At 64.3% G+C, this 20,256-nt stretch carries 17 protein-coding genes; 8 read left to right on the plus strand and 9 right to left on the minus strand.

What is annotated here, in order from left to right:
• Nucleotides 1–3: 3 nt before the first annotated feature.
• From CKO25_RS14775 to def, 5 genes are read right to left on the minus strand one after another with little or no spacing between them, the layout of a single operon-like run.
• On the minus strand, nt 4–2,187 hold the full coding sequence (locus CKO25_RS14775) for a sensor histidine kinase (RefSeq protein ID WP_207162321.1): 2,184 nt from the start codon (nt 2,185–2,187) through the stop codon (nt 4–6).
• On the minus strand, nt 2,184–2,771 hold the full coding sequence (locus tag CKO25_RS14780; protein WP_200388720.1) for a DUF4390 domain-containing protein: 588 nt from the start codon (nt 2,769–2,771) through the stop codon (nt 2,184–2,186). Before CKO25_RS14780 ends, CKO25_RS14775 begins: the two co-directional genes overlap by 4 nt.
• Nucleotides 2,768–4,150, minus strand: a complete 1,383-nt coding sequence (gene rsmB / locus CKO25_RS14785) for a 16S rRNA (cytosine(967)-C(5))-methyltransferase RsmB (protein ID WP_200388721.1) — start codon at nt 4,148–4,150, stop codon at nt 2,768–2,770. The genes CKO25_RS14780 and rsmB overlap by 4 nt, the downstream gene beginning before the upstream one ends.
• Entirely contained in the window at nt 4,116–5,087 is a 972-nt protein-coding gene (gene fmt, locus CKO25_RS14790) for a methionyl-tRNA formyltransferase (protein WP_200388722.1), read from the minus strand. The genes rsmB and fmt overlap by 35 nt, the downstream gene beginning before the upstream one ends.
• Before the next feature lie 34 nt (nt 5,088–5,121).
• The gene (def, locus tag CKO25_RS14795; RefSeq protein ID WP_200388723.1) at nt 5,122–5,655 is read right to left on the minus strand and encodes a peptide deformylase; all 534 of its coding nucleotides are present in this window, start codon (nt 5,653–5,655) and stop codon (nt 5,122–5,124) included.
• 189 nt (nt 5,656–5,844) lie between these two features.
• On the opposite strand from def, the gene CKO25_RS14800 reads away from it, so the two are divergent.
• From CKO25_RS14800 to topA, 4 genes are all read left to right on the plus strand, one after another.
• Nucleotides 5,845–7,050, plus strand: a complete 1,206-nt coding sequence (locus CKO25_RS14800) for a LysM peptidoglycan-binding domain-containing protein (RefSeq protein ID WP_200388724.1) — start codon at nt 5,845–5,847, stop codon at nt 7,048–7,050.
• Nucleotides 7,051–7,096: 46 nt separating this feature from the next.
• A complete protein-coding gene (dprA, locus tag CKO25_RS14805; protein ID WP_200388725.1) occupies nt 7,097–8,248 on the plus strand; it encodes a DNA-processing protein DprA in 1,152 nt (383 codons plus the stop codon).
• Nucleotides 8,249–8,340: 92 nt separating this feature from the next.
• Complete coding sequence (locus CKO25_RS14810; protein WP_200388726.1) at nt 8,341–8,817, plus strand: Smg family protein; 477 nt, start codon at nt 8,341–8,343, stop codon at nt 8,815–8,817.
• Nucleotides 8,818–9,350: 533 nt separating this feature from the next.
• Nucleotides 9,351–11,660, plus strand: coding sequence for a type I DNA topoisomerase (gene topA, locus CKO25_RS14815; RefSeq protein WP_200388727.1), 2,310 nt, complete (start codon nt 9,351–9,353; stop codon nt 11,658–11,660).
• Nucleotides 11,661–11,665: 5 nt separating this feature from the next.
• On the opposite strand, the gene moaA is transcribed toward topA, so the two are convergent.
• Complete coding sequence (moaA, locus tag CKO25_RS14820) at nt 11,666–12,652, minus strand: GTP 3',8-cyclase MoaA (RefSeq protein ID WP_200388728.1); 987 nt, start codon at nt 12,650–12,652, stop codon at nt 11,666–11,668.
• A gap of 85 nt (nt 12,653–12,737) precedes the next feature.
• On the minus strand, nt 12,738–13,622 hold the full coding sequence (locus tag CKO25_RS14825) for a phosphoribosylaminoimidazolesuccinocarboxamide synthase (protein ID WP_200388729.1): 885 nt from the start codon (nt 13,620–13,622) through the stop codon (nt 12,738–12,740).
• A 390-nt stretch (nt 13,623–14,012) separates the two neighbouring features.
• On the opposite strand from CKO25_RS14825, the gene ridA reads away from it, so the two are divergent.
• From ridA to CKO25_RS14845, 4 genes are all read left to right on the plus strand, one after another.
• Nucleotides 14,013–14,399 (plus strand): deaminase RidA, encoded by a 387-nt coding sequence (ridA, locus tag CKO25_RS14830; RefSeq protein ID WP_200388730.1) that lies wholly within the window; start codon nt 14,013–14,015, stop codon nt 14,397–14,399.
• Nucleotides 14,400–14,533: 134 nt separating this feature from the next.
• A complete protein-coding gene (mltB, locus tag CKO25_RS14835) occupies nt 14,534–15,694 on the plus strand; it encodes a lytic murein transglycosylase B (protein ID WP_242467639.1) in 1,161 nt (386 codons plus the stop codon).
• A gap of 39 nt (nt 15,695–15,733) precedes the next feature.
• On the plus strand, nt 15,734–17,824 hold the full coding sequence (recG, locus tag CKO25_RS14840) for an ATP-dependent DNA helicase RecG (RefSeq protein WP_200388731.1): 2,091 nt from the start codon (nt 15,734–15,736) through the stop codon (nt 17,822–17,824).
• A 250-nt stretch (nt 17,825–18,074) separates the two neighbouring features.
• Nucleotides 18,075–18,476 (plus strand): hypothetical protein, encoded by a 402-nt coding sequence (locus CKO25_RS14845; RefSeq protein ID WP_200388732.1) that lies wholly within the window; start codon nt 18,075–18,077, stop codon nt 18,474–18,476.
• A gap of 34 nt (nt 18,477–18,510) precedes the next feature.
• Here CKO25_RS14845 and CKO25_RS14850 read toward each other — a convergent pair whose 3' ends face one another.
• On the minus strand, nt 18,511–19,467 hold the full coding sequence (locus tag CKO25_RS14850) for a serine hydrolase (RefSeq protein ID WP_200388733.1): 957 nt from the start codon (nt 19,465–19,467) through the stop codon (nt 18,511–18,513).
• Between the two features lie 353 nt (nt 19,468–19,820).
• The gene (locus tag CKO25_RS14855; protein ID WP_200388734.1) at nt 19,821–20,180 is read right to left on the minus strand and encodes a TusE/DsrC/DsvC family sulfur relay protein; all 360 of its coding nucleotides are present in this window, start codon (nt 20,178–20,180) and stop codon (nt 19,821–19,823) included.
• Between the last annotated feature and the right edge of the window lie 76 nt (nt 20,181–20,256).

Raw genomic sequence — 20,256 nt, forward strand, 5'->3', positions numbered from 1 at the left:
AGCTTATTCGTCCTGTCCTCGGGTGTCGGCCACGGGCCGCGTCTCCTGCCGAATCGGCAGATGGATTCGGATCATGGCGCCATGGCCGGTGTTCTCGACCTTGATCAGACCGCGATGCTCCTCGACGATCTTCTTCACGATCGCCAGCCCCAGACCGGTGCCCTTCGCCTTGGTCGTGACATAGGGCTCGAACAGGCGCTCGAGCAGCCGTTCCTCGAATCCCGGCCCATTATCGCGCACCCGCAATTCGACCCAGTTGCGCCCGGTCTCGTTCGCCATCACCTCGGTTGTGACGGCGATCGTGGCATCGGCACGACCGTCGAGGGCCTCCTGGGCATTCTTAATCAGATTATGCACCACCTGGCGCAACCGCAATGGGTCACCACTCACTTGCACGCCAGCGGCCCCCAAGGTGCTCTGGATCGCGCCGGCACCGGCACTGCGATAGAGATCGAGAACCTCTTGCACGAGTCGGTCCAACTCGAGGGGTTCGGCGTGCATGCGAGGGGCCCGGGCATAATCGGAGAAATCATTGACCATCGATTTCATCGCCTCGACCTGTTGCACAATGGTCCGGGTCGAGCGGTCGATCACCTTCGCGTCGGTCTCGTCGGCCTTGGCGAGCAATTTGTGGCGCAGTCGCTCGGCGGACAGTTGGATCGGGGTCAAGGGGTTTTTGATCTCGTGGGCGAGGCGGCGCGCGACCTCGCCCCAAGCGGCATTGCGTTGGGCCGTGATGAGCGAGGTGATGTCGTCGAAGACCACGACATGGCCGCGTTGGTCGTTCTCCGGGAGCGGCAGCGGGCTGCCGCGACACATCAGGGTCTGACGGGTCTCGCCGCGATCGAGTTCCACCTCGGCGCGCCAATCCTGGGCGGCCGCAAGATGGCGGCGCACGGTGTCGGTCCAGGGGGCCAGCCAGGGTAGTTCGCGCTCGATGCGGGCCAATTCTGGTTGCTCGTCTCCCGCATAGGGCAGCGTCAGGATCTGGCGCGCGGCGGGGTTGGCGGTGCGCAAGCATTGCTCGGCGTCGAAGGCGACGACGCCGGAGGAGAGTCGCCCGAGCACCGTCTCCAGATAGTTACGCTGGGCTTCGACCTCCTGTTGACTGCGCGCCGCGGCATCACGCGCGCTGGCGATGCGGCGGGTCATGGCGTTGAAGGAGGCCACCAGGAAGGCCAATTCGTCGTCCTGCTTGGGCAGCGGGAGCTGTTGTTCGTAGTCGCCGTCGGCGATTGCCCGCGTCCCGCGTGCGATGTCCGCCACCGGGGCGACCAGACGCCGTGAGGTGTGGAAGGCCGCGATCACCGCCGCCATCACCCCGAACAGCAGCACCAGCGAGAGCGTGAGCGAGAAGCTGAATTTCAGGGATTGGCGCAGATAGGCCAGTTCGGTGTAGCGGTTGTAGGCGTCCTCGAGCCGTTCGGACAACTCGGTGATGCGCGCCGAGGTCGGGAAGATCGCCTGCATCTGCATGCCCCGTCCGCGTGGGTCCATGACCAGCACGCGGATGACTAACTCACCGCCGAGTTCGCTCTCGATGCCCACATAGTTGTTGCCGGCCCGGACCCCCTGTTGGATCTCGCGCTCGGCCTGATTGGGAACGAGTTTCGTGGGGTCTTCGTTGGCATTGCCGAGCACCTGGCCGTTCTGTCCGTAGACGGTCAATTCGATCGCGCCGGCTTGGCGTCTGAGCGCATTGAGACTGAGCGCGATGGCGGTCGAGGAGCGGTCCTCGATGCCCGCGAGCAATTGTTCGGTGTAGCGCGAGAGCACCCGCTGATTGAGATCGAGCGAGGCCTGGTTCAGGACCAGTGCGTCCTGCATGGCCTGACCGATCTCGACGTCGAACCAACTGTCGATGCCGCGCAGCAGGAAACCGAGTGAAAAATAATAGACCACGCCGACTGGCAAGAGCGAAATCATCACAAATAACAGTAGGATGCGACCGGTTAGGCGTGATCCGGCCACCTGCTGGCGATAGCGGCGCGCCAGCTTCACGATGTTCACTGCCACGAGGATGGCGAGGATGGAGAGCCCGGCGAAGACCACTGAGAGCAGGGGCACGAAGGCGCGGCTCAGGGTCTCGGAATTCTCCACGGCATCGCGCATCAGCACGAGGACGACAAACAACGCCAGGATCAGCACCGCAACCGGCAGGGCCCCGAGTCCACGCAGACGGCTCATGGTCGTAACGGCCACTTCGTCCACCCGCTGGTGAGTTTCCACGACGGTTTCAGATAGGCAATGGGTCGCAACGGCAGCGGCAAGGCCTCGATATCAAGGGAGGCGCGGAGCTGCAATTCATAATCCGTGTCCGGATCCAGGCTGCTGGCGCTCAACAGATTCAGATGCTTGATCTCCCCGAGCGCGCGAATGGCGGCGTCGCGACTGACGAAGCTGCGACCCTCGCTGCTCGGCAGGCGATAGACCTCGTAGCGTTCCGAGAGCGGCTTGTAGCGAATGGCATAGCGCAGTTGAAGGTCGAGCAGACTGTCCTCCCACAGCCAGGCCCCGGCGCGACGCACTTGGACGTGCAAGAGGATGGTCAGCGGGACGCCATTTTCGAGGGCCTCGAGGGCTTCGGTGCCGAAGTTCGTCTCCAGCGCGGCGTTCATGACGAGGATGCCGCTGACCAGACGGGTGTCGACCTCCTCCACCTTGATGCTGCCCTTCTGGGCCAGCGCCGGCGTGGTCAGTCCCAGCAGGACCACCGCGCTCAGCATGAGCCGCAGGTGTTGCCAGCAGCGGAGGCTCCGTGCACTGATCATGACGCGACTTTGTCGATGAGTGCGAAATAGAAACCGTCGTTCGCCCCCGCCGCGGGCAGGAGTTGGCGACCGACCGTCCGGGCGATGCCCCAGGAGGCGTGGATGGGTCGTTCCCGGGCGTCCGTGTGTGCGGCGAGAAAGGCGCTGACGCGCGCCTCGTTCTCGTGCGCGAGCAGTGAGCAGGTCGTGTAGAGCAGCCGTCCGCCCGGTGCGAGCAGTGGCCAGGTGGCGCGCAGGATCTGGTCTTGGAGCGCGCTGAGCGCGGCGATGTCGGCATCGCGGCGCAACCATTTGATATCGGGGTGACGACGGATCACCCCGGTCGCGGAGCAGGGCACGTCGAGCAGGATGCGCTCGAAGGGGGGGGCGGCCCAGTCTCCCTCGGGTTGCGCGGCATCGGCGAGGATCACCTCGGCGCGCAATCCGAGGCGACTGAAGGTGTCGTGCAGCGATTGCAGCCGTTGCGGGGAATGGTCGATGGCCACCAACTCGAGCCGATTCGCGGCACGCTCCAGGATGCTCGCCGCTTTCCCCCCGGGGGCCGCGCAGGCATCGAGGACGCGCGTGCCGGGCGCGGCATCGAGCAGCTCGGCGGCCCGTTGCGCGCCCCCATCCTGCACGGACACCAGACCACGATCGAAGCCGGGTAGCGCCGAGGTGGGGCAGGGGCGTGCGAGTGTCAGTCCCTGAGGACAATCGGGGATCGGGTGGGCCGGCAGACCGGCCGTGGCCAGCAGCGCCTGATAGGCCTCACGATCCGTGCGCAGCGGGTTCACTCGCAGGCTCATGGGTGCCCGCCCGTTGCTGATCCGCACCAACTCCTGCCAGTGTTCGGGCCAGTCCTGGCGCAGCCGCGCGAGCAGCCACTCGGGGAACAGCCATTGCACCGCCGGCTCACGCGCGACCGCGGCGAGGAGGGGCTCGCGTTCGCGCAGAAAGCGACGCAAGAGGGCGTTCACGAGCGCGGCCTGGTGCGGTTTGCCGATCAGACGACTCGCCTCGACGGTGGCGGCGACCGCGGCATGCGCGGGCGTGTCCATCGCAATGAGTTGATAGAGACCGACCAGAATGAGGCACTCGAGGATCTGATCGCCAGGCTTCACGGGATGCTTCAGCAGTCGCGCGACCAACGCCTCAAGCTGTGGCAGCGTGCGCACGGATCCGTAGACCATCTCGTGGGTCAGGGCGCGATCGGCTGGGTTCGGATCGCCGATCCCGCTGGTCTCGAGCACGCGCGTCAGGGATTGGCCCTGGCCACGCACGGCATGCAGTGCTCGCGCCGCGGTGGCGCGCGGTGTGGCACCGATCGGGTGGCGCGTCGCTGGCCTGTTCCGCGTCCGGGCCTCAGCCAAGCCGGGCGCCATCCAGTGAGCGGGCATTGAGGAAATCCGCCGCGCTCATCACGCGTTTGCCCGTGGGTTGCAGACGCAGCACGCGCAGTGTGCCGTGCGTGGTGGCGACCTCGATGCCGGCCTTGCCGAACCCGACGACGGTTCCAGGCGGGGCATCTGGCGGTTGCTCGGGTTCGGGGACGGCCTCCCAGATGCGCAGGGTTTCGGCCCCCAGTCGTGTCTCGGCGACGGGCCAGGGATTGAAGGCCCGCACCGCGCGCGCGATCTGTTCGGCGGGCTGGGCCCAGTCGATGCGCGCCTCGTCCTTGGTGAGTTTGTGGGCATAGGTGATCTGATCCGAGCAATCCTGGTCCGTGGGACACTGGGGTTCGGCACGGGCCGATCCATCGAGGATGCCGGGTAAGGCGGCGAGCAGTGCGTCCGCGCCGAGGATGGCGAGTCGATCGTGTAGGGTGGCGGCGGTGTCCCGCGGCGCGATCGGCGTGCCGCGGCGATGATAGACGGGACCGGTGTCGAGGCCGGCCTCCATCTGCATGATGCAGACACCGGTTTCCTGATCGTCGGCGAGGATGGCACGTTGGATCGGCGCCGCCCCACGCCATCGTGGCAGCAGGGAGGCGTGTACATTGACACAACCGCAACGGGGGGCCGCGAGCACCGCGACGGGGAGCAGCAGACCATAGGCGACGACAATCATCAGGTCGGCCGCGAAGGCCTCCAGTTCTCGAACGGCCGCGGGGTCCTGCTTCAGTCGCACCGGTTGTCTGATGGCGAGCCCGGCATCCTGAGCCAGCCGTTTGACAGGGCTCGCTTGCGGTTGACGACCCCGGCCGGCCGGGCGGTCCGGCTGGGTGTAGACGGCCAGGATCTCCAGCGGGAAGGCGTCCGCGGCCGCGAGCAGGGCGCGCAGGCTGGGGACCGCGAATTCAGGGGTCCCCGCGAACAGAATACGCACGGGCGTCATGGCCGGTCAGCGGCGAGCGCGCCAGGGGCGCCCATCAGGCCACCCCGCGCCGCGGCTCGGCACTCTGGGCGCCGTGGCGTTGCTCCTTTTCGAGCTTGCGGCGAATGCGATGCCGTTTCAGCATCGAGATGTGGTCGACGAACAGCTTGCCGTCGAGGTGATCGATTTCATGCTGGATGCAGACAGCAAGGAGGCCGTCGGCGTCGAGCGTGAAGGGTTGGCCCTCCCGGTCGAGCGCCTGGACGCGCACGCGCTCGGCGCGGCGGACGGTCTCGAAGAAGCCGGGAACCGAGAGACAGCCCTCGTCCATCTCCTCCTCGCCGTCGCGGCTGAGGATTGCGGGGTTAATGAAGCAGAGCGGTGTGTCGTGGTGCTCCGAGACATCGATGACGACCACGCGCAGCGGGACGTTGACCTGGATCGCGGCGAGGCCGATGCCAGGCGCGGCATACATGGTCTCGAGCATGTCGTCGACGAGGCGTTGTACCTCCGCGTTGACCTGCTTGACCGCGGCGGCCTGACGTCGCAGACGGGGGTCGGGAAAGGTGAGGATATCGAGTTTGGCCATGGGTGTACGGAACGCTCCTGACGGGCGGTCGAGACGCGGACTCGGTCCGATCCGGGTGGCCGACTGGGGCGGCGACCCTGCGCCCATGTGGAAGAATGCCGATCGCATGCGCTAGTATCGGCTATGACTGTGAATCTTACACCTTGAATCGGGGCGGGTGAATCCCGTTTCGAGCCTCCGGGAGCCCTGATGCGCGCCTTCTGCCTTCGTTTGGCCCTGCCGGTCGTATTCATCTCGATTGGATCCCTGCTGACGGGCACGGTGGCCGCGATCGACCTGGCCGAACAGGCGCCCGAGGTCTATGAGGTGCGTCCCGGCGACACCCTCTGGTCCATCGCGGGACGGTTTCTCCGCGACCCCTGGCGCTGGCCCGAGGTCTGGGAGGCGAACGACGCGGTGGGCGACCCCAATCTGATCTATCCGGGGGAGCGCTTGCGCTTGACCCAGGTGGGCGGTGAGCCACGGGTCCGGCGTGACTGGACGCAGGGGGGTGGGGATGGGATGCGGACGGTGCGGCTCCATCCGCGGGTGCGCACCAGTGCCCTGGATGCACCGGTTCCGACCATCCCGGTCGCCTCGATCGCGCCCTTTCTGAGCCAGCCCTGGGTAGCGGATTCCGATGACATCAAGCGCGTGCCCTATGTTGTTGGATTTCCCGATGATCGCACCATCGCCGGCCCCTATGACGCGGTGTTCGTCCGGCGCATTCCCACGACCCAGGTGGTCGAGTTCGAGATCCTGCGCCCGGGTGACCCGTTACGCGATCCCGATAACAACCGCATCCTGGGGTATGAGGCCACCTTCATCGCCAACGCCGTATTGGAGCGCACGGGCGATCCCGCGATCCTGCGGGTGACGAGCGCGGAGCGCGAGGTTGCGATCGGTGATCGGGTCATCCCCGCCTCGCTCGAGGCACCGCTGGAGAACTTCCTCCCCCGGCCGGGGCCGGCGGGCACGCGTGGACGCATCATCTCGGTGATGAACGGGGTCACGCAGATTGGTCAATATGACATCGTCGTCCTCAATCTTGGCCAGCGCGACCGCCTGGTCGCGGGCAGTGTCTTTGAAATCTTCCGTGGCGGGGAGCGGACACGCGACGAAGTGCGCGATGGCACCGCGAGTTGGAATTGGCGCGAGCAGAGCCCGCTGGATGGGGCTTTCTGGATGGGCGAGGACTGGTCCTTTGCCGGCTGGTTGCGCGATGCGCCCGATCCCAACACGCCCTTACCCCTGCATGCCGAATTGGAGCATGATCGCACTACCTATGTTCGTCCCTTTCAGCGGGCTGGGATCCTGATGGTGTTTCGCACCTTCGAGCGGGTGAGTTTCGCGCTGGTCCTGAATGCGCGCACCGCGATTCGCGTTGGCGATCAGGTCGAGCCACCCGAGTCCTGAGCGTGACGGACCAGGGCGAGCCGAGGGCGCGGGTGGTCGGGTGGACATGAGCGACACCGCGCCTGTCATTGCCGACTGGGTCGCGCTCATGGCCGCCCCTGGGGTCGGGCCGCGCACCGCCGCTGGCTTGCTCGAACGGTTCGGATCACCCGCCGTGATCCTGGCCGCGGCGCGTGATGAACTGCGGCATGCCGGGCTGCGGCCCGAGGCGATCGAGGCGATCAAGCAACCGAATGGCGCGGTGATCGAGCAGGTCTTGTCCTGGCTCGAGCAACCCGGGGCCCATGCCATCGTGCGTTCCGACCCGCGCTATCCGCCCCGCCTCGGGGAGATCCCGGATGCGCCCATGCTGCTGTACGTGCGCGGTGATCCGAGTCTGTTGGCGGAGCCCCAGATCGCGATCGTGGGCACTCGCAATCCGACCCCCAATGGGATCGAAACGACCCATGACTTCGCGCAACGCTTGACCGCGGACGGGTTGCTCATCACCAGTGGCCTGGCGCTCGGGGTCGATGGCGCCGCGCATGAAGGGGCGCTCGCGGTGGGTCGCACCATCGCGGTGCTCGGGACCGGGCCGGATCTCGTCTATCCCGCGGTGCATCGCCATTTGGCACGGCGGATCGCCGACCAGGGCGCGCTGGTCAGTGAATATTTGCCCGGCCAGGGCCCCCTGGCGCGCCACTTTCCACGACGCAATCGCATCATCAGTGGTCTCAGTGTCGGTGTCCTGGTCACGGAGGCGGCCTTGAAAAGCGGCTCCTTGATCACGGCGCGTTATGCGTTGGAGCAGGGGCGGGAGGTGTTCGCCGTGCCCGGCTCGATTCGCAACCCCATGGCACGGGGGTGTCATGCGCTGATTCGCGATGGCGCGCGACTCGTCGAGGAGCCTAGTGAGTTGGTGGCCGAGTTGGCGCCGCTGTTGCGTGATCTGCTGGAGCGCAACGACTCCCCCCCAGCAGCCCCAGCGGCCCCCGCGGCGGCCGCTGGAACCCCCTCCGGCGCTCCCTCCGGAGCTGGTTTGGACGCGGACTATCTCGCCCTGCTCGAGGCCATGGGTTTCGATCCGGTTGCGCCGGACGAGTTGATCCTGCGCAGCGGACGCAGTGCCCGAGAGGTTTCGTCCATGTTATTGGTATTGGAACTCGGGGGTCATGTATCATCGCTGCCTGGGGGGCGTTTTTGCCGTCTTCGCGCGTGATCGGTCGTTGCCGCGATCATCACGGGGCGTTCGGATGTCGTGCATGCCCGTTCCCGTTGGCCCTTGGGCTGACATCGCCCACGAGGTTGTTGATGTTCGAAAACATGGTCGATGTATTGATTTACCTCTATGAGAACTACATGGATGGTGAGGTTCGGCCACCCTCGGATCAGGGTGAGCTGGAGGATGAGCTGACTCAGGCTGGGTTTACGCCCAGCGAGATTGAGAAGGCCTTCCGGTGGCTCGATGAACTCGCCGAGGGCGCCGAGCGGCCGCATTATCACGACCATGCCATTGGTTCGATCCGGGTATACAGTCCGCTCGAGTGCCGCAAACTCGACGTCGACGCGCGCGGGTTGCTGCTGTTCTTGGAGCAGACCGGGATTCTCGATCCGGTCAGTCGCGAGTTGGTCATCGACCGTGTGCTCGCGATCGACGACGGCCTCGTCAGCCTTGATGAGGTGAAGTGGGTGGTGCTGCTGGTGCTGATGAATCGCCCCGGGCGGGAGGATGCCTTCTCGCAGATGGAAGAACTCGTCTACAACCCGGAGCCGCCCGCCCTGCACTGATCGCGCTGCGTGCGGCCCCGGCCCTCGCGAGGCGCGGAGGCGACCTCGACCTGGATCGCCGACGGGGGCGATGGTTCGCGTCATCCGATGCGTGCGGCAAAGCCTCCCCAGCCGTGTGCGGGTTTGCGGCTGGGCGTGGCTGGATCCATCACGCTGGCCTGGTATGACGACAGCATACCGCGCAGTCGGCCCCTCTGCATTGCCCGCCCGACCGTCTGATCCAACGGCCCGCGGCCGTGACCCGATGAACCGAACGCTTGGTCATCGCAGACCAGACGCGTGTTCACACACTCTTCTCGCGCAGGAACTCGGCGCGCTGCTGCCTATCCGATCGATGAGGTGTCCGCGGCGGTCCTGCTCGCGCACCGCTCAAGTGGTTTGTCTTGGGCACGTCCGCGTGAGCACAACCGCCAGGATCGCGGCGCAGGCGACTGCCCGCCTGCTCCTCGGTCAAGACCGCGGCATGTCAGTGCTTGACTCGCCGCCGCGCAGTGGGTTTACCTAGATCAACGCTATCCGTTCGCCGACACATTATGAATCTCGTCATCGTTGAATCTCCGGCCAAGGCCAAGACCATCGAGAAGTATCTCGGACCTGATTTCGAGGTCATCGCGTCCTATGGCCATGTGCGCGACCTCGTGCCCAAGGAGGGCGCGGTCGATCCCGAGCATGGTTTCGCGATGAAATATCAGATCATCGACCGCAACGAGAAACACGTTCAAGCGATCGCGAAAAAGCTCAAGGGTGCCGATTCGCTCTATCTGGCGACCGACCCGGATCGCGAGGGGGAGGCCATCTCTTGGCATCTCTACGAGCTCTTGAAGAGCCGGCGTCAACTCGGTCAGCGGCCTGTCTATCGGGTCGTTTTCAACGAGATCACCAAACGTGCGGTGCAGGAGGCGATCGCCAACCCCCGCGAGCTGTCCTACGATCTGGTCAATGCGCAGCAAGCCCGACGGGCGCTCGACTACCTGGTCGGGTTCAATCTGTCGCCACTGCTGTGGAAGAAGATCCGGCGGGGGCTCTCCGCGGGCCGGGTGCAGAGTCCCGCGTTGCGTCTGATCTGTGAGCGAGAAGCGGAGATCGAGGCCTTCGTCCAGCGCGAGTATTGGAGCATCGAGGCCGATATCGAGAAGGCGGAGCGACGCTTTAGCGCGCGGCTGGTGACGTTCGCGGGCACCAAGATCGAACAGTTCAGCGTGACCGATGCCGCCCGCGCCGAGCATGTTCAGCAGGTGCTCGAGCAGTCCGCTGCCGGTTTCTTGCGGGTCGAGGAGGTCGAGCGCAAACAGCGCAAGCGCAATCCGGCGCCGCCCTTCATCACCTCGACCTTGCAGCAAGAGGCGGCCCGTAAGCTCGGGTTCACGGCACAGCGCACCATGCGCGTTGCCCAGCAGCTGTACGAGGGCGTCGATGTCGGCAGTGGCCCAATCGGACTCATCACCTACATGCGAACCGATTCGGTGAATCTCGCCCAAGAGGCCCTCGCCGAGATCCGGGCCTTTGTCGAGGAACGCTATGGTGCCGATCACCTTCCGCCTCAGCCGCGCGTCTACAAGACCAAGGCAAAGAATGCCCAGGAGGCGCACGAGGCGATCCGCCCGACCTCGGTCTACCAGGTGCCGGCACAGATCCGCGCCCAGCTCAGTGCGGATCAGTTCAAGCTCTACGAGCTCATCTGGAAGCGGACCCTGGCCTCGCAAATGACCCATGCCCTGATCAATCAGGTGGCGATTACCCTGAGCGCGGGCGCGGAGCATCTGTTTCGTGCAACCGGTTCGACGGTCGCCGAGCCGGGGTTCATGCGGATCTATCTAGAAGGCCGTGATGATGCCCAGAGTGCCGACGATGACGAGGAACGGATGCTCCCGGATCTGGCCGTCGGCGAGCGTGTCACGCTCCTGGCGATCCGTCCCGAACAGCATTTCACCGAGCCACCACCCCGTTACTCCGAGGCGTCGCTGGTGAAGGCGCTCGAGGAGTTCGGGATTGGGCGGCCATCGACCTATGCCTCGATCATCTCGACCCTGCAGGATCGTGAATATGTCGTGCTCGACACCAAGCGCTTCGTGCCGACGGATGTGGGGCGGGTGGTCAACCGCTTCTTGACCGACTATTTCACCTCCTATGTCGATTACGATTTCACGGCGCGGCTCGAGGACGAACTCGATGCGGTGTCACGCGGCGAGGGGGATTGGATTCCATTGCTCGAACAGTTCTGGAAGCCATTCAAGGAGCGTGTCGATCACACCGAGGTGTCGGTCAAACGCAGTGATGTGACCCAGGAACCCATCGACGAGGCGTGCCCGAAGTGCGGGGGGCAGTTGTCGATCCGTCTCGGTCGCAATGGGCGCTTCATCGGTTGCACCCACTATCCGGAGTGCGATTACACCCGGGATCTCAATCCGGACAAGGCCGAGGCCGAGGCGCCGGAGGTGATCGAGGGACGTGCCTGTCCGCAGTGTGGAGCGGCACTCGAGATCAAGCGCGGACGCTATGGGAAGTTCATCGGTTGCAGTGCGTATCCGACCTGCAAGCACATCGAGCCCCTAGAGAAACCGCAAGATACGGGCGTGACCTGTCCGAAGTGCACTAAGGGAACCTTGCAGAAGAAGAAGTCACGCAAAGGCAAGATCTTCTATTCTTGTTCGACCTATCCGAAGTGCGACTATGCGGTCTGGGACGAACCGATTGCCGAGCCCTGTCCACGCTGTGGTTGGGCGGTCTTGACGCTCAAGACGACCAAGACCAAGGGAAGTTCGAAGGTGTGTCCTCAAAAGGAGTGCGGCTTTCGCGAAAGTCTCGACGAGCCATCACCGCAAGAGACCGCCACCTCGGCGTGATGGATTCATCCTCCGGTGGCGGACATGAAGCGGATGACCTTCTCGGGACGATCCTTGAACTCGTGACGCTCCGGTTTGAGTGCAATGGCTCGTTTGAGATGGTCGAGCAGATCCGCGTCGCTGATGCCGTCACGCAATAAGGGCCTTAGGGCGTAGCTGTTCTCCTGACCGAGACAGAGATACAGGGTACCGTCGACGGTGAGTCGCACGCGGTTGCAGGTCTCGCAGAAGTGCTGTGAGATCGGCGTGATAAAACCGATGCGGGTGTCGGTGCCGGCGACGCGATCATAGCGCGCCGGTCCCCCGCCCGGCAGGATGTCGGGGATGAGTTCGACCTGGCGCGCGAGGCGGCGGCGCACCTGCCCGAGGTCCACATACTGATCTTGCGCGGCGCGACCCGTGGTGCCCATGGGCATCGTCTCGATCAGCCGCAGGGTGAAGCCGTGTTCGGTACAGTAGGCGAGGATCGCTTCGATCTCGTCCTCGTTGACCCCGCGCATCACCACCGTGTTGACCCGAATCGGTGCAAAACCCACCACCTTGGCCGCGGCGATGCCGGCGAGGACCTTCGCTAGATCACCACCGGTGATGGATCGGAAGACCTCGGGGCGCAGGCTGTCGAGGCTGACGTTTAAGCGCTTGACCCCGGCCCGATGAAGGGGTTCGGCCAGTTCCGCCATGCGCGTACAGTTGCTCGAGATCGAGAGATCGTCCAGACCGGGGAGGGCGGAGAGGCGTGCCGCCAGCTCCGGGAGATGACGTCGGACCAGGGGTTCGCCACCCGTGATCCGCACATGGCGAACCCCCATCAGGGTAAAGGCGCCGATGATCCGCTGGATCTCATCGAAGGTGAGCCAATGCTCGGGCACTTCGAAGCCCTTAAATCCCTTTGGCAGACAGTAATCACATCTGAGATCGCAGCGATCCGTCACGGAGAGCCGCAGATAGGCAATGCGCCGACCGAAGGGGTCAATTAGGTTGTGCTCACGCATGGGCTGATCCGATGAACCAGGTGATCGATCGAGGCCGCGATGTGGGTGACCAGCGTCCGCGCCATGTCAGTGCGTGTGGCGGCGGTCAAGTTGCCGTCAGTCGCTGCTCGGCCTCGCGGTATTTCGCGGCGGTGCGCGCAATGATGTCATCAGGAAGCATGGGGGCCGGCGGCCGCTTATCCCAGTCGAGCGTCTCAAGATGATCGCGCACGTACTGCTTGTCGAAGCTCGGTGGACTCATCCCGGGGCGATAGTGATCCGCCGGCCAGAAGCGGGAGGAATCCGGCGTGAGCAGTTCGTCGATGAGGACCAGTGCTCCGGCGTCGTCCACGCCGAACTCCATCTTGGTGTCGGCGATGATGATCCCCCGCGTGAGGGCATAGGCCGCACTCTCGCGATAGATGCTCAGGCTCATGTCGCGGACCTGAGCCGCGAGGTCAGCCCCCATCAATTCGACGGTGTGTGCGAACTCGACATTCTCATCGTGTCCGCCCACTTCAGCTTTTGTCGATGGGGTGTAAATGGGTTCGGGCAGCCGGTCGGCCTGCCGCAGACCAGGGGGTAAGGGGATCCCGCAGATCGCTCCGGTGCGCTGATACTCGGACCAGCCCGAACCGATCAGATAGCCACGCACGATGGCCTCGACGGGTAGTGGACGGAGGCGGCGCACGATCATGGCGCGATCGCCAAGGGCGGCGAGGACCGAGGGATCGTGGATGAATGCGGCGACGGGGGTGTCGCAGAGATGATTGGCAATCAGGTGGGCCGTGCGGGCGAACCAGAACCGCGAGAGTCGGGTCAAGACCTCGCCCTTGCCGGGAATCGGCTGGGGTAGGACGACATCGAATGCGGAGAGCCGGTCGCTGGCAACGATCAACAGATGCTCGGAATCGATCTCATAGAGATCGCGCACCTTGCCGCGTCCGAGCAGGCGCAGGCTGTCGATGTGGGATTGGTGAAGTGCGCTCATGGTGCTGGTCCCTGGTTCATCAATCGCAGAGTATACCCAAGGGCGTTGGCGCGTCGCCTGTCCTGTGATGGGGCCCTGGCGTCGGCCGTTCGATCCCAGGAACCCATGCCCGTGCGGTTGCGGGTCGGCCAGCGGTCGCGGGGGACGCCGTGAATCCATCCCTGGAGGCTTCACGGCGGCATCCGTGCCGCCGAGACCCCCCCCCCCCGCGACCGCTGGCCGACCCGCAACCAGCCGATCATCGAAAGTCTTTTGGGGATGGTTTCGATGGTTGGGTGCGAATGGCTAGGATCGTCATGACCTCTGCGCGGAGACCGAGCGATGCGAGCCTTCCATTCACTGCTGTGTGGGATATGCTGTCTTTTATCGAGCTTTTGGAGTGTTCAGGCGATGAGTCGAAACGTGATCAAGACCGATCAGGCGCCCGCGGCGATCGGAACCTATTCCCAGGCCGTGCGGGTCGGCGAAACCGTCTATCTGTCGGGTCAGATCCCACTTGTGCCGGAAACCATGGAGTTGGTCTCGGGGGATATGGAGGCGGAGATCCGCCGTGTTTTCGAGAATCTGCGTGCCGTGGCCCATGCCGCGAACGGCAGCCTGGCCGATGTCGTCAAACTCAATGTTTTTTTGACCGATCTGTCGTTTTTCCCCTTGGTCAACGAGGTGATGGCGGAGTATTTCGAGGAGCCCTATCCAGCACGCGCGGCCATTGGTGTGGCGTCCCTGCCGAAAGGTGCGCGGGTCGAAATGGATGCCATTATGGTTCTCGGTGATTGACTGGCGGTCGTGCCCCTGCCCTTCGGTGGGGCGGCGTGGCCCGGTCCACACCGCAAGGCTCGCCCCGGGTGAATTGATTTACGGCATGAGTCCTTTAGTATAGAGCGCCGCTGAATTCAAATTCGAGGTTGTTCATGCGACGTGCTTCCGCGATGACTCCGCTAGGGCTCTGGATGCTGATGGCCGGGATGCTGCTCACCGTTGGCTGTAGTTCGCAATCGACACGGCCCGGTGAGGTCACGGATCGTTCGAGCTATCGTGGGAGTTACCCTGTCATTCCGGCCTCCGCGACGGCCTCGTTCACGGTGGTTCAGGGGGATTTCGCGGGGTCTTCAGGGGTCGAGCCCTTCATGCGCAGGATGCAAGCACAGGGCTTCACGCCTGCTCAGGTCGCGGCGATCCTCTCCGGTGCCAAGCGCGAACAATGGATCATTGATGCCATGAACCGCCAAGCGCCGCGCCCGAGTACCGGACCCACCGGGGCCTGGATCCGCTATCGTGCCAAGTTCCTGACCGAGGCAAACATCACCAACGGCGTGCGCTTTTGGCGCGAGAACCAGGCGGCGCTCGAGCGCGCGCAGGCGCGCTACGGGGTTCCCCCGGAGTACGTCGTTGCCATCATCGGAGTCGAGACCCGCTACGGGGGCTATCTGGGGCGGACGCGGATCATCGATGCCCTGTCGACGCTCGCGTTCGCTTACCCACGACGGTCTGACTATTTCACCGATGAATTGGAGTCCTTTCTGATCATGACCCGCGATGAGGGGATCGATCCCTTCTCGCCGCGCGGCTCCTTCGCGGGCGCAATGGGCTTGGGCCAGTTCATGCCGAGCAGCTTCCGTGACTATGCGGTCGATTTCGATGGGGATGGCGACCGGGATCTCTGGAATCCGACCGACGCGATTGGCAGTGTGGCAAACTATTTCAAGGCGCATGGCTGGCAGGCGCGCCAGCCGGTGGTGGTGCGCGCTCAGGTGGGTTCCGGTGGGGTCGGTGCCCTTAAGGTGGGCTTCGATACCCGCTATGGCGTCCGGGAACTGCAGAACCTCGGGATCACGCCAACCGGGTCACTGGGGAACGCAAACCAGGCGAGCCTGATCCGTCTGGATATGGGCAGCGGCTACGAGTATTGGCTGGGCCTGCAAAATTTCTACACCATCACCCGTTACAACCACAGCAGCTACTACGCCATGGCGGTCCATCAGCTGGCGCAAGCCATCAAGTCGCGCCACCAGGGCACGGGGGCGACGCGGGTGTCGCAACAGCTCGAGGAACTGAACGAGATCCCGCTCTAGTCCCGTCCGCGCACCGCGGTTCGATCACGTCGTTCGGCCGTGAGCCGTCCCCAACAGGGGCTCGATTGCATCGGCGTCGAGCAACTCCAGCGCGTCGGGCCACGCATCGCCGCGCGACTTGCCAAGCTCGGGATCCGCACGGTTCAAGACCTGCTTTTCCACGTGCCGCACCGGTATCAGGACCGTACGCGACGGCGAGCCCTCAGTGAGCTCGCGCCTGGCGAGGAGGTGCTGATCGAAGGTGAGATCGAGCGGGTCGAGGGTGCGCTCGGGCGGCGGCCGTCACTGAAGGTGTGGCTGCGTGATAGCTCGGGAGGCGGGCTACTGCTGCGCTTCTTCCACTACGGCCGTGCGCAGCGCGAGGCCTTTCAGCCCGGGGTGCGGTTGCGTTGCTACGGTGAGGTGCGCCAGGGGCCGGCATCCTTGGAGATGGTCCATCCTGAATACCGCGTGCTGATGGATGGCCTGGCGCCGCTCGAGCAACGCTTGACGCCGATCTACCCCTCGACTGAAGGGCTCCAACAATCCTCGTGGCGCGCCTTGACCGATCAGGCGCTGACGATGCTCGCCGCGAGCCCCCTGCATGAGGGGCTTCCAGCGGAGATCCTGCGGCCCTTGGGCCTGCCATCACTGCGCGACGCACTGGTCTATCTGCATCGCCCCCCGCTCGATGCGGTCCTGGTGGATCTGAGCGAAGGCCGCCACCCGGCGTTTCAGCGTCTTGCCTTCGAGGAGTTGGTCGCCCACCAACTCAGCCTCCGGCGTCTGCGTTTGGCTCAGCAGTGTGTGGTCGCTCCCGTGCTGGCTGGGACGGGTGCCTTGCAACAGCGCTTGCGCGCAGCCTTGCCGTTTCGATTGACCGCGGCGCAAGAGCGTGTGGTCGCTGAGATTGCCACCGATCTCGGTCGAACCCGACCGATGCAGCGGTTGTTGCAAGGCGATGTCGGCGCGGGCAAGACGCTGGTCGCGGCACTCGCCGCCCTGCAAGCGATCGAGTCTGGGGCTCAGGTCGCCCTCATGGCCCCGACCGAACTGCTCTCGGAGCAACATCGACGCGGCTTCGAGATGTGGCTGACCCCGCTCGGGGTCGAGCCCCTGTGGTTGGTCGGGCGCCACAAGGGGCGTGAGCGCGCAGCCTTATTGGAGGCCGTCGCCTCGGGCCGGGGACGGCTGGTGATGGGCACGCATGCGCTCTTTCAGGATGACGTGGTCTTCGCGTCGCTTGGCCTGGTGATCATCGACGAACAACATCGTTTCGGTGTGCATCAACGCCTGCGGTTGCGAGCCAAGGGGAGCGGCGCGAACTCGGCACCGCATCAGTTGATCATGACAGCGACGCCGATTCCGCGCTCGTTGGCGATGACCCTCTATGCCGATCTCGATCTCTCTGTGATCGATGAATTGCCGCCTGGGCGCACCCCGATCGTCACGGCGGCGGTGCCCGATACGCGGCGTGACGAGGTCATCACCCGGGTGCGCCGCGCCTGTGAGGGAGGTCGTCAGGCCTATTGGGTCTGTACCCTGATCGAGGAGTCGGAGGTGTTGGAGTGCCAGGCGGCCGAGGAGACGGCGCGGCAACTCGCCGAACAGCTTCCGGAGGTGCGTCTTGGCTTGGTGCATGGACGCATCAAGGGACCTGAGCGCGAAGCCGTGATGGGGGCCTTTGCCGCCGGCGAGCTTGACCTCCTAGTCGCGACCACGGTCATCGAGGTCGGGGTCGATGTGCCGAATGCCAGCCTCATGATCATCGAGAATCCGGAGCGCTTGGGGCTTGCGCAACTCCATCAGCTCCGGGGGCGGGTCGGGAGAGGATCCGTGCAGAGTCACTGTGTGTTGCTGTTCCATCCGCCCTTGTCCCCGGCGGCACGCGCGCGACTCGGCATCATCCGATCCGCCGAGAGTGGGTTCGAGATTGCGGAGCGTGACCTGGAGATGCGTGGCGCGGGCGAGGTCCTCGGGACCCGACAGACGGGCGCGATCCAGTTTCGCGTGGCCGATCCCGTGCGTGATCAGGCCTTGGTTGCCGCGGCGCAGCAGGCGGCCGACCTGATCATCGAACAGCATCCGGATCGTGTCGCGCCCCTGGTGCAGCGCTGGCTGGGGCGTCGCGAACACTTCATCAGCGTTTGATCCCGGTTGGCCTGCCCTAATCATGGTGATGGACTCAGGTCATGGATGAGCCGGTGCCTGTGGGGCAGCGTTCGCGCCCGCTCCGTTGCTTTCGTGTTCCCGGACAGGGCCGGGTTGCGGGCGCGGATGCCGAAGGTGGCCAGTGATCTCCTTGCGGGCGGTGTGTTCGTTCGGACCGCGTTGTCTGTTCGTGGTGCCTGAGCAGTCCTTGAATAAAATGATTTAGCGATGAGATCGAGGAGGTGTTCCGATGGGAGAGCGGCATGCACAACAGGACATCTGGGTCTTCGTGACCCTGTGTCTGGGATTTGCCCTATCGTTCGTGGTTTCAGTGGTCCCCCACTACAACGGCTCATACCGTTTGGAGCCACTGCTCTTGGCGGCCTGGTTGTTGCCCTATGGGATTTTGGCCGTGCTGGTGTATTTCATGCGGGGACCCGTGCGCTGGCGGGCCGTTGCGGTCGTGATTCTGCTTCAAGTGTGCGCGACCTGGCTGCAGCGGGGGGTGTTCGACCCGCAAGGTGGAGCACTTGCTTACGGTATCGCGCTCTTGACCGCGATCGGCTTGCTCCTGATGGTGCCACAACTGCTCGGGCGCTGGGATGAAGGGCCACTTGCGCCGCTGTTTCGGCGCTACCTTCGCGCTTCTTGAATGACTCGAAGCGGGATCCCTGATCCCGTTTCCGTCAGACCAATCGGTAGCGGTCCTTCATCTCCAGATAGACCAGGTTCGACACCCGACGAATCGCATTCCCACGCCCGCTGATCCAGCGACTGTACTCGGTGGTTCGGCTCGGACGCTCGATCACTCCGATCATGGTGTAGGCATGCATGCGTCCACGGCGATCCGGAATCTCGATGATGCCCATGTCGCCGCAGAGCATGGCGGTTGATCCGGTTTTGTTGTAGACACGGGCGGCTTCGGGCAGACCCGCGACGCCACCAGACAGACGATTGCCACTCGGCAGGCCCATCAGGCGTCGTTGCTCCTGACTATTGGGCATGCGGTTGTTCCAGACCGAGAAGAGAAAACGGCTGTAGTCGTGGGCCGACGCTAGGTTGCGGTACGTGCGACCGGTCTCGGGGATCTTCTCAACGATCCGCGTTTCTTTGAAGACACCGGGCGCGCGTTGCTTCAAGACGGCCTCGACGTCCGCGGGGCCACGACGCGACTGACGTTCGCTGACCAGGTCGATGATTCGATTGGTGGCGGGATTGTTGCTGCGCTGAATCATCCGTTCCATGGTCCGACGCACGTCGTCGGAGTAGCCGAGGCGACCACGGGAGCGTTCCATCTCGAAAAAATAGGCCTGTGCCACGAAGGGCTTGATCATGCTAGCGGCTTGCCGCGGGATGCCTTCGTTGATGGACACCAGCTTTTGCCGCGCCGTGAAATCGTAGACGGACCAGGAGGTCTTCTCGTTGGGCTGGATCAATCCTTGTCGACGCATCCCCTTAACCAGATCCACGACCTTGCGCTGCAAGGATGATCCAGTCGAAGCCGCCTCGGCAAAGGTTGGGGTTCCGAGCAAAAGTCCTGCCGAGGTCGCGGCGAGCACCGCAAGAAACGAGCGACGATCCGGGCAGAAGACATGCTCGTCATCGGGGGTGGCGTTGACGCGGAAGTCGTGGGACTGATTCATAGTGGTCTCTCTTACATCCCGATCCAGTCAGAGCGGCGCTGATTGTGTCCGGCTGATGATGGCCGGCGGGGGCATCTGCGCGGAGAAACCCAGGTTGTGGGCGCGAAACGGCGACATCACAGGACGGCGGGCGCCCCGCAAAACCCAAAAATCAGCACGGTTGGATGGGGTGTAAGGATAGGCGGCCCGGCGGCGATTGGCAAGGTTCAGTGGTATAAAAAGGATCGTGGAGTCAGCGGGATTGCGCGACTTATTGAAGCCTGTTGGAACAAGCGCGCGGGGTCCTGCGCGCTCGCTCCGGTGTGGGCACGATCTGGTGATCGCCTCGGTCGATCGCCCGGTGTGCCGAGGGTCTACTGCACGCTGCCGAAGGATTTGTCGACGGCCCCGGAGGGCGCGGCGAGACCGGCGAAGCGGCACCCCTGCGCGACCGGTCCCCCGGGCAGGATTCCATAGAGGTATTTTAATCCACCACGCTCGTGGAACTGCTCTTCGAGTGCGTCATGCAGTTCGCGCACGTTTGGTTTGGCCTTGCGGTCGAACAAGGACTGTAATGCCTTGATCAGCATCCAATGATCATCGGTCAGCTCGATCTTGTCGGCGTGAGCCGCGGCGATGGCCTGCTCACGTGACCAGCCTTCGGGGGCATCCGGAAAATCGCTGTCGCGAATGATGGAATGTGGATTCATGATCTCAGCCATGCTCTGAGCCATGTGTCATCTCCTCCTCTACTCGAGTGATGTATCAGACCCGCGGTCTGATTGCGGTGTAGCCCGCTGCGCAATCGGC

Origin of the sequence: Thiocapsa imhoffii (assembly GCF_016583985.1) — a bacterium.
Lineage (GTDB): Bacteria > Pseudomonadota > Gammaproteobacteria > Chromatiales > Chromatiaceae > Thiocapsa > Thiocapsa imhoffii.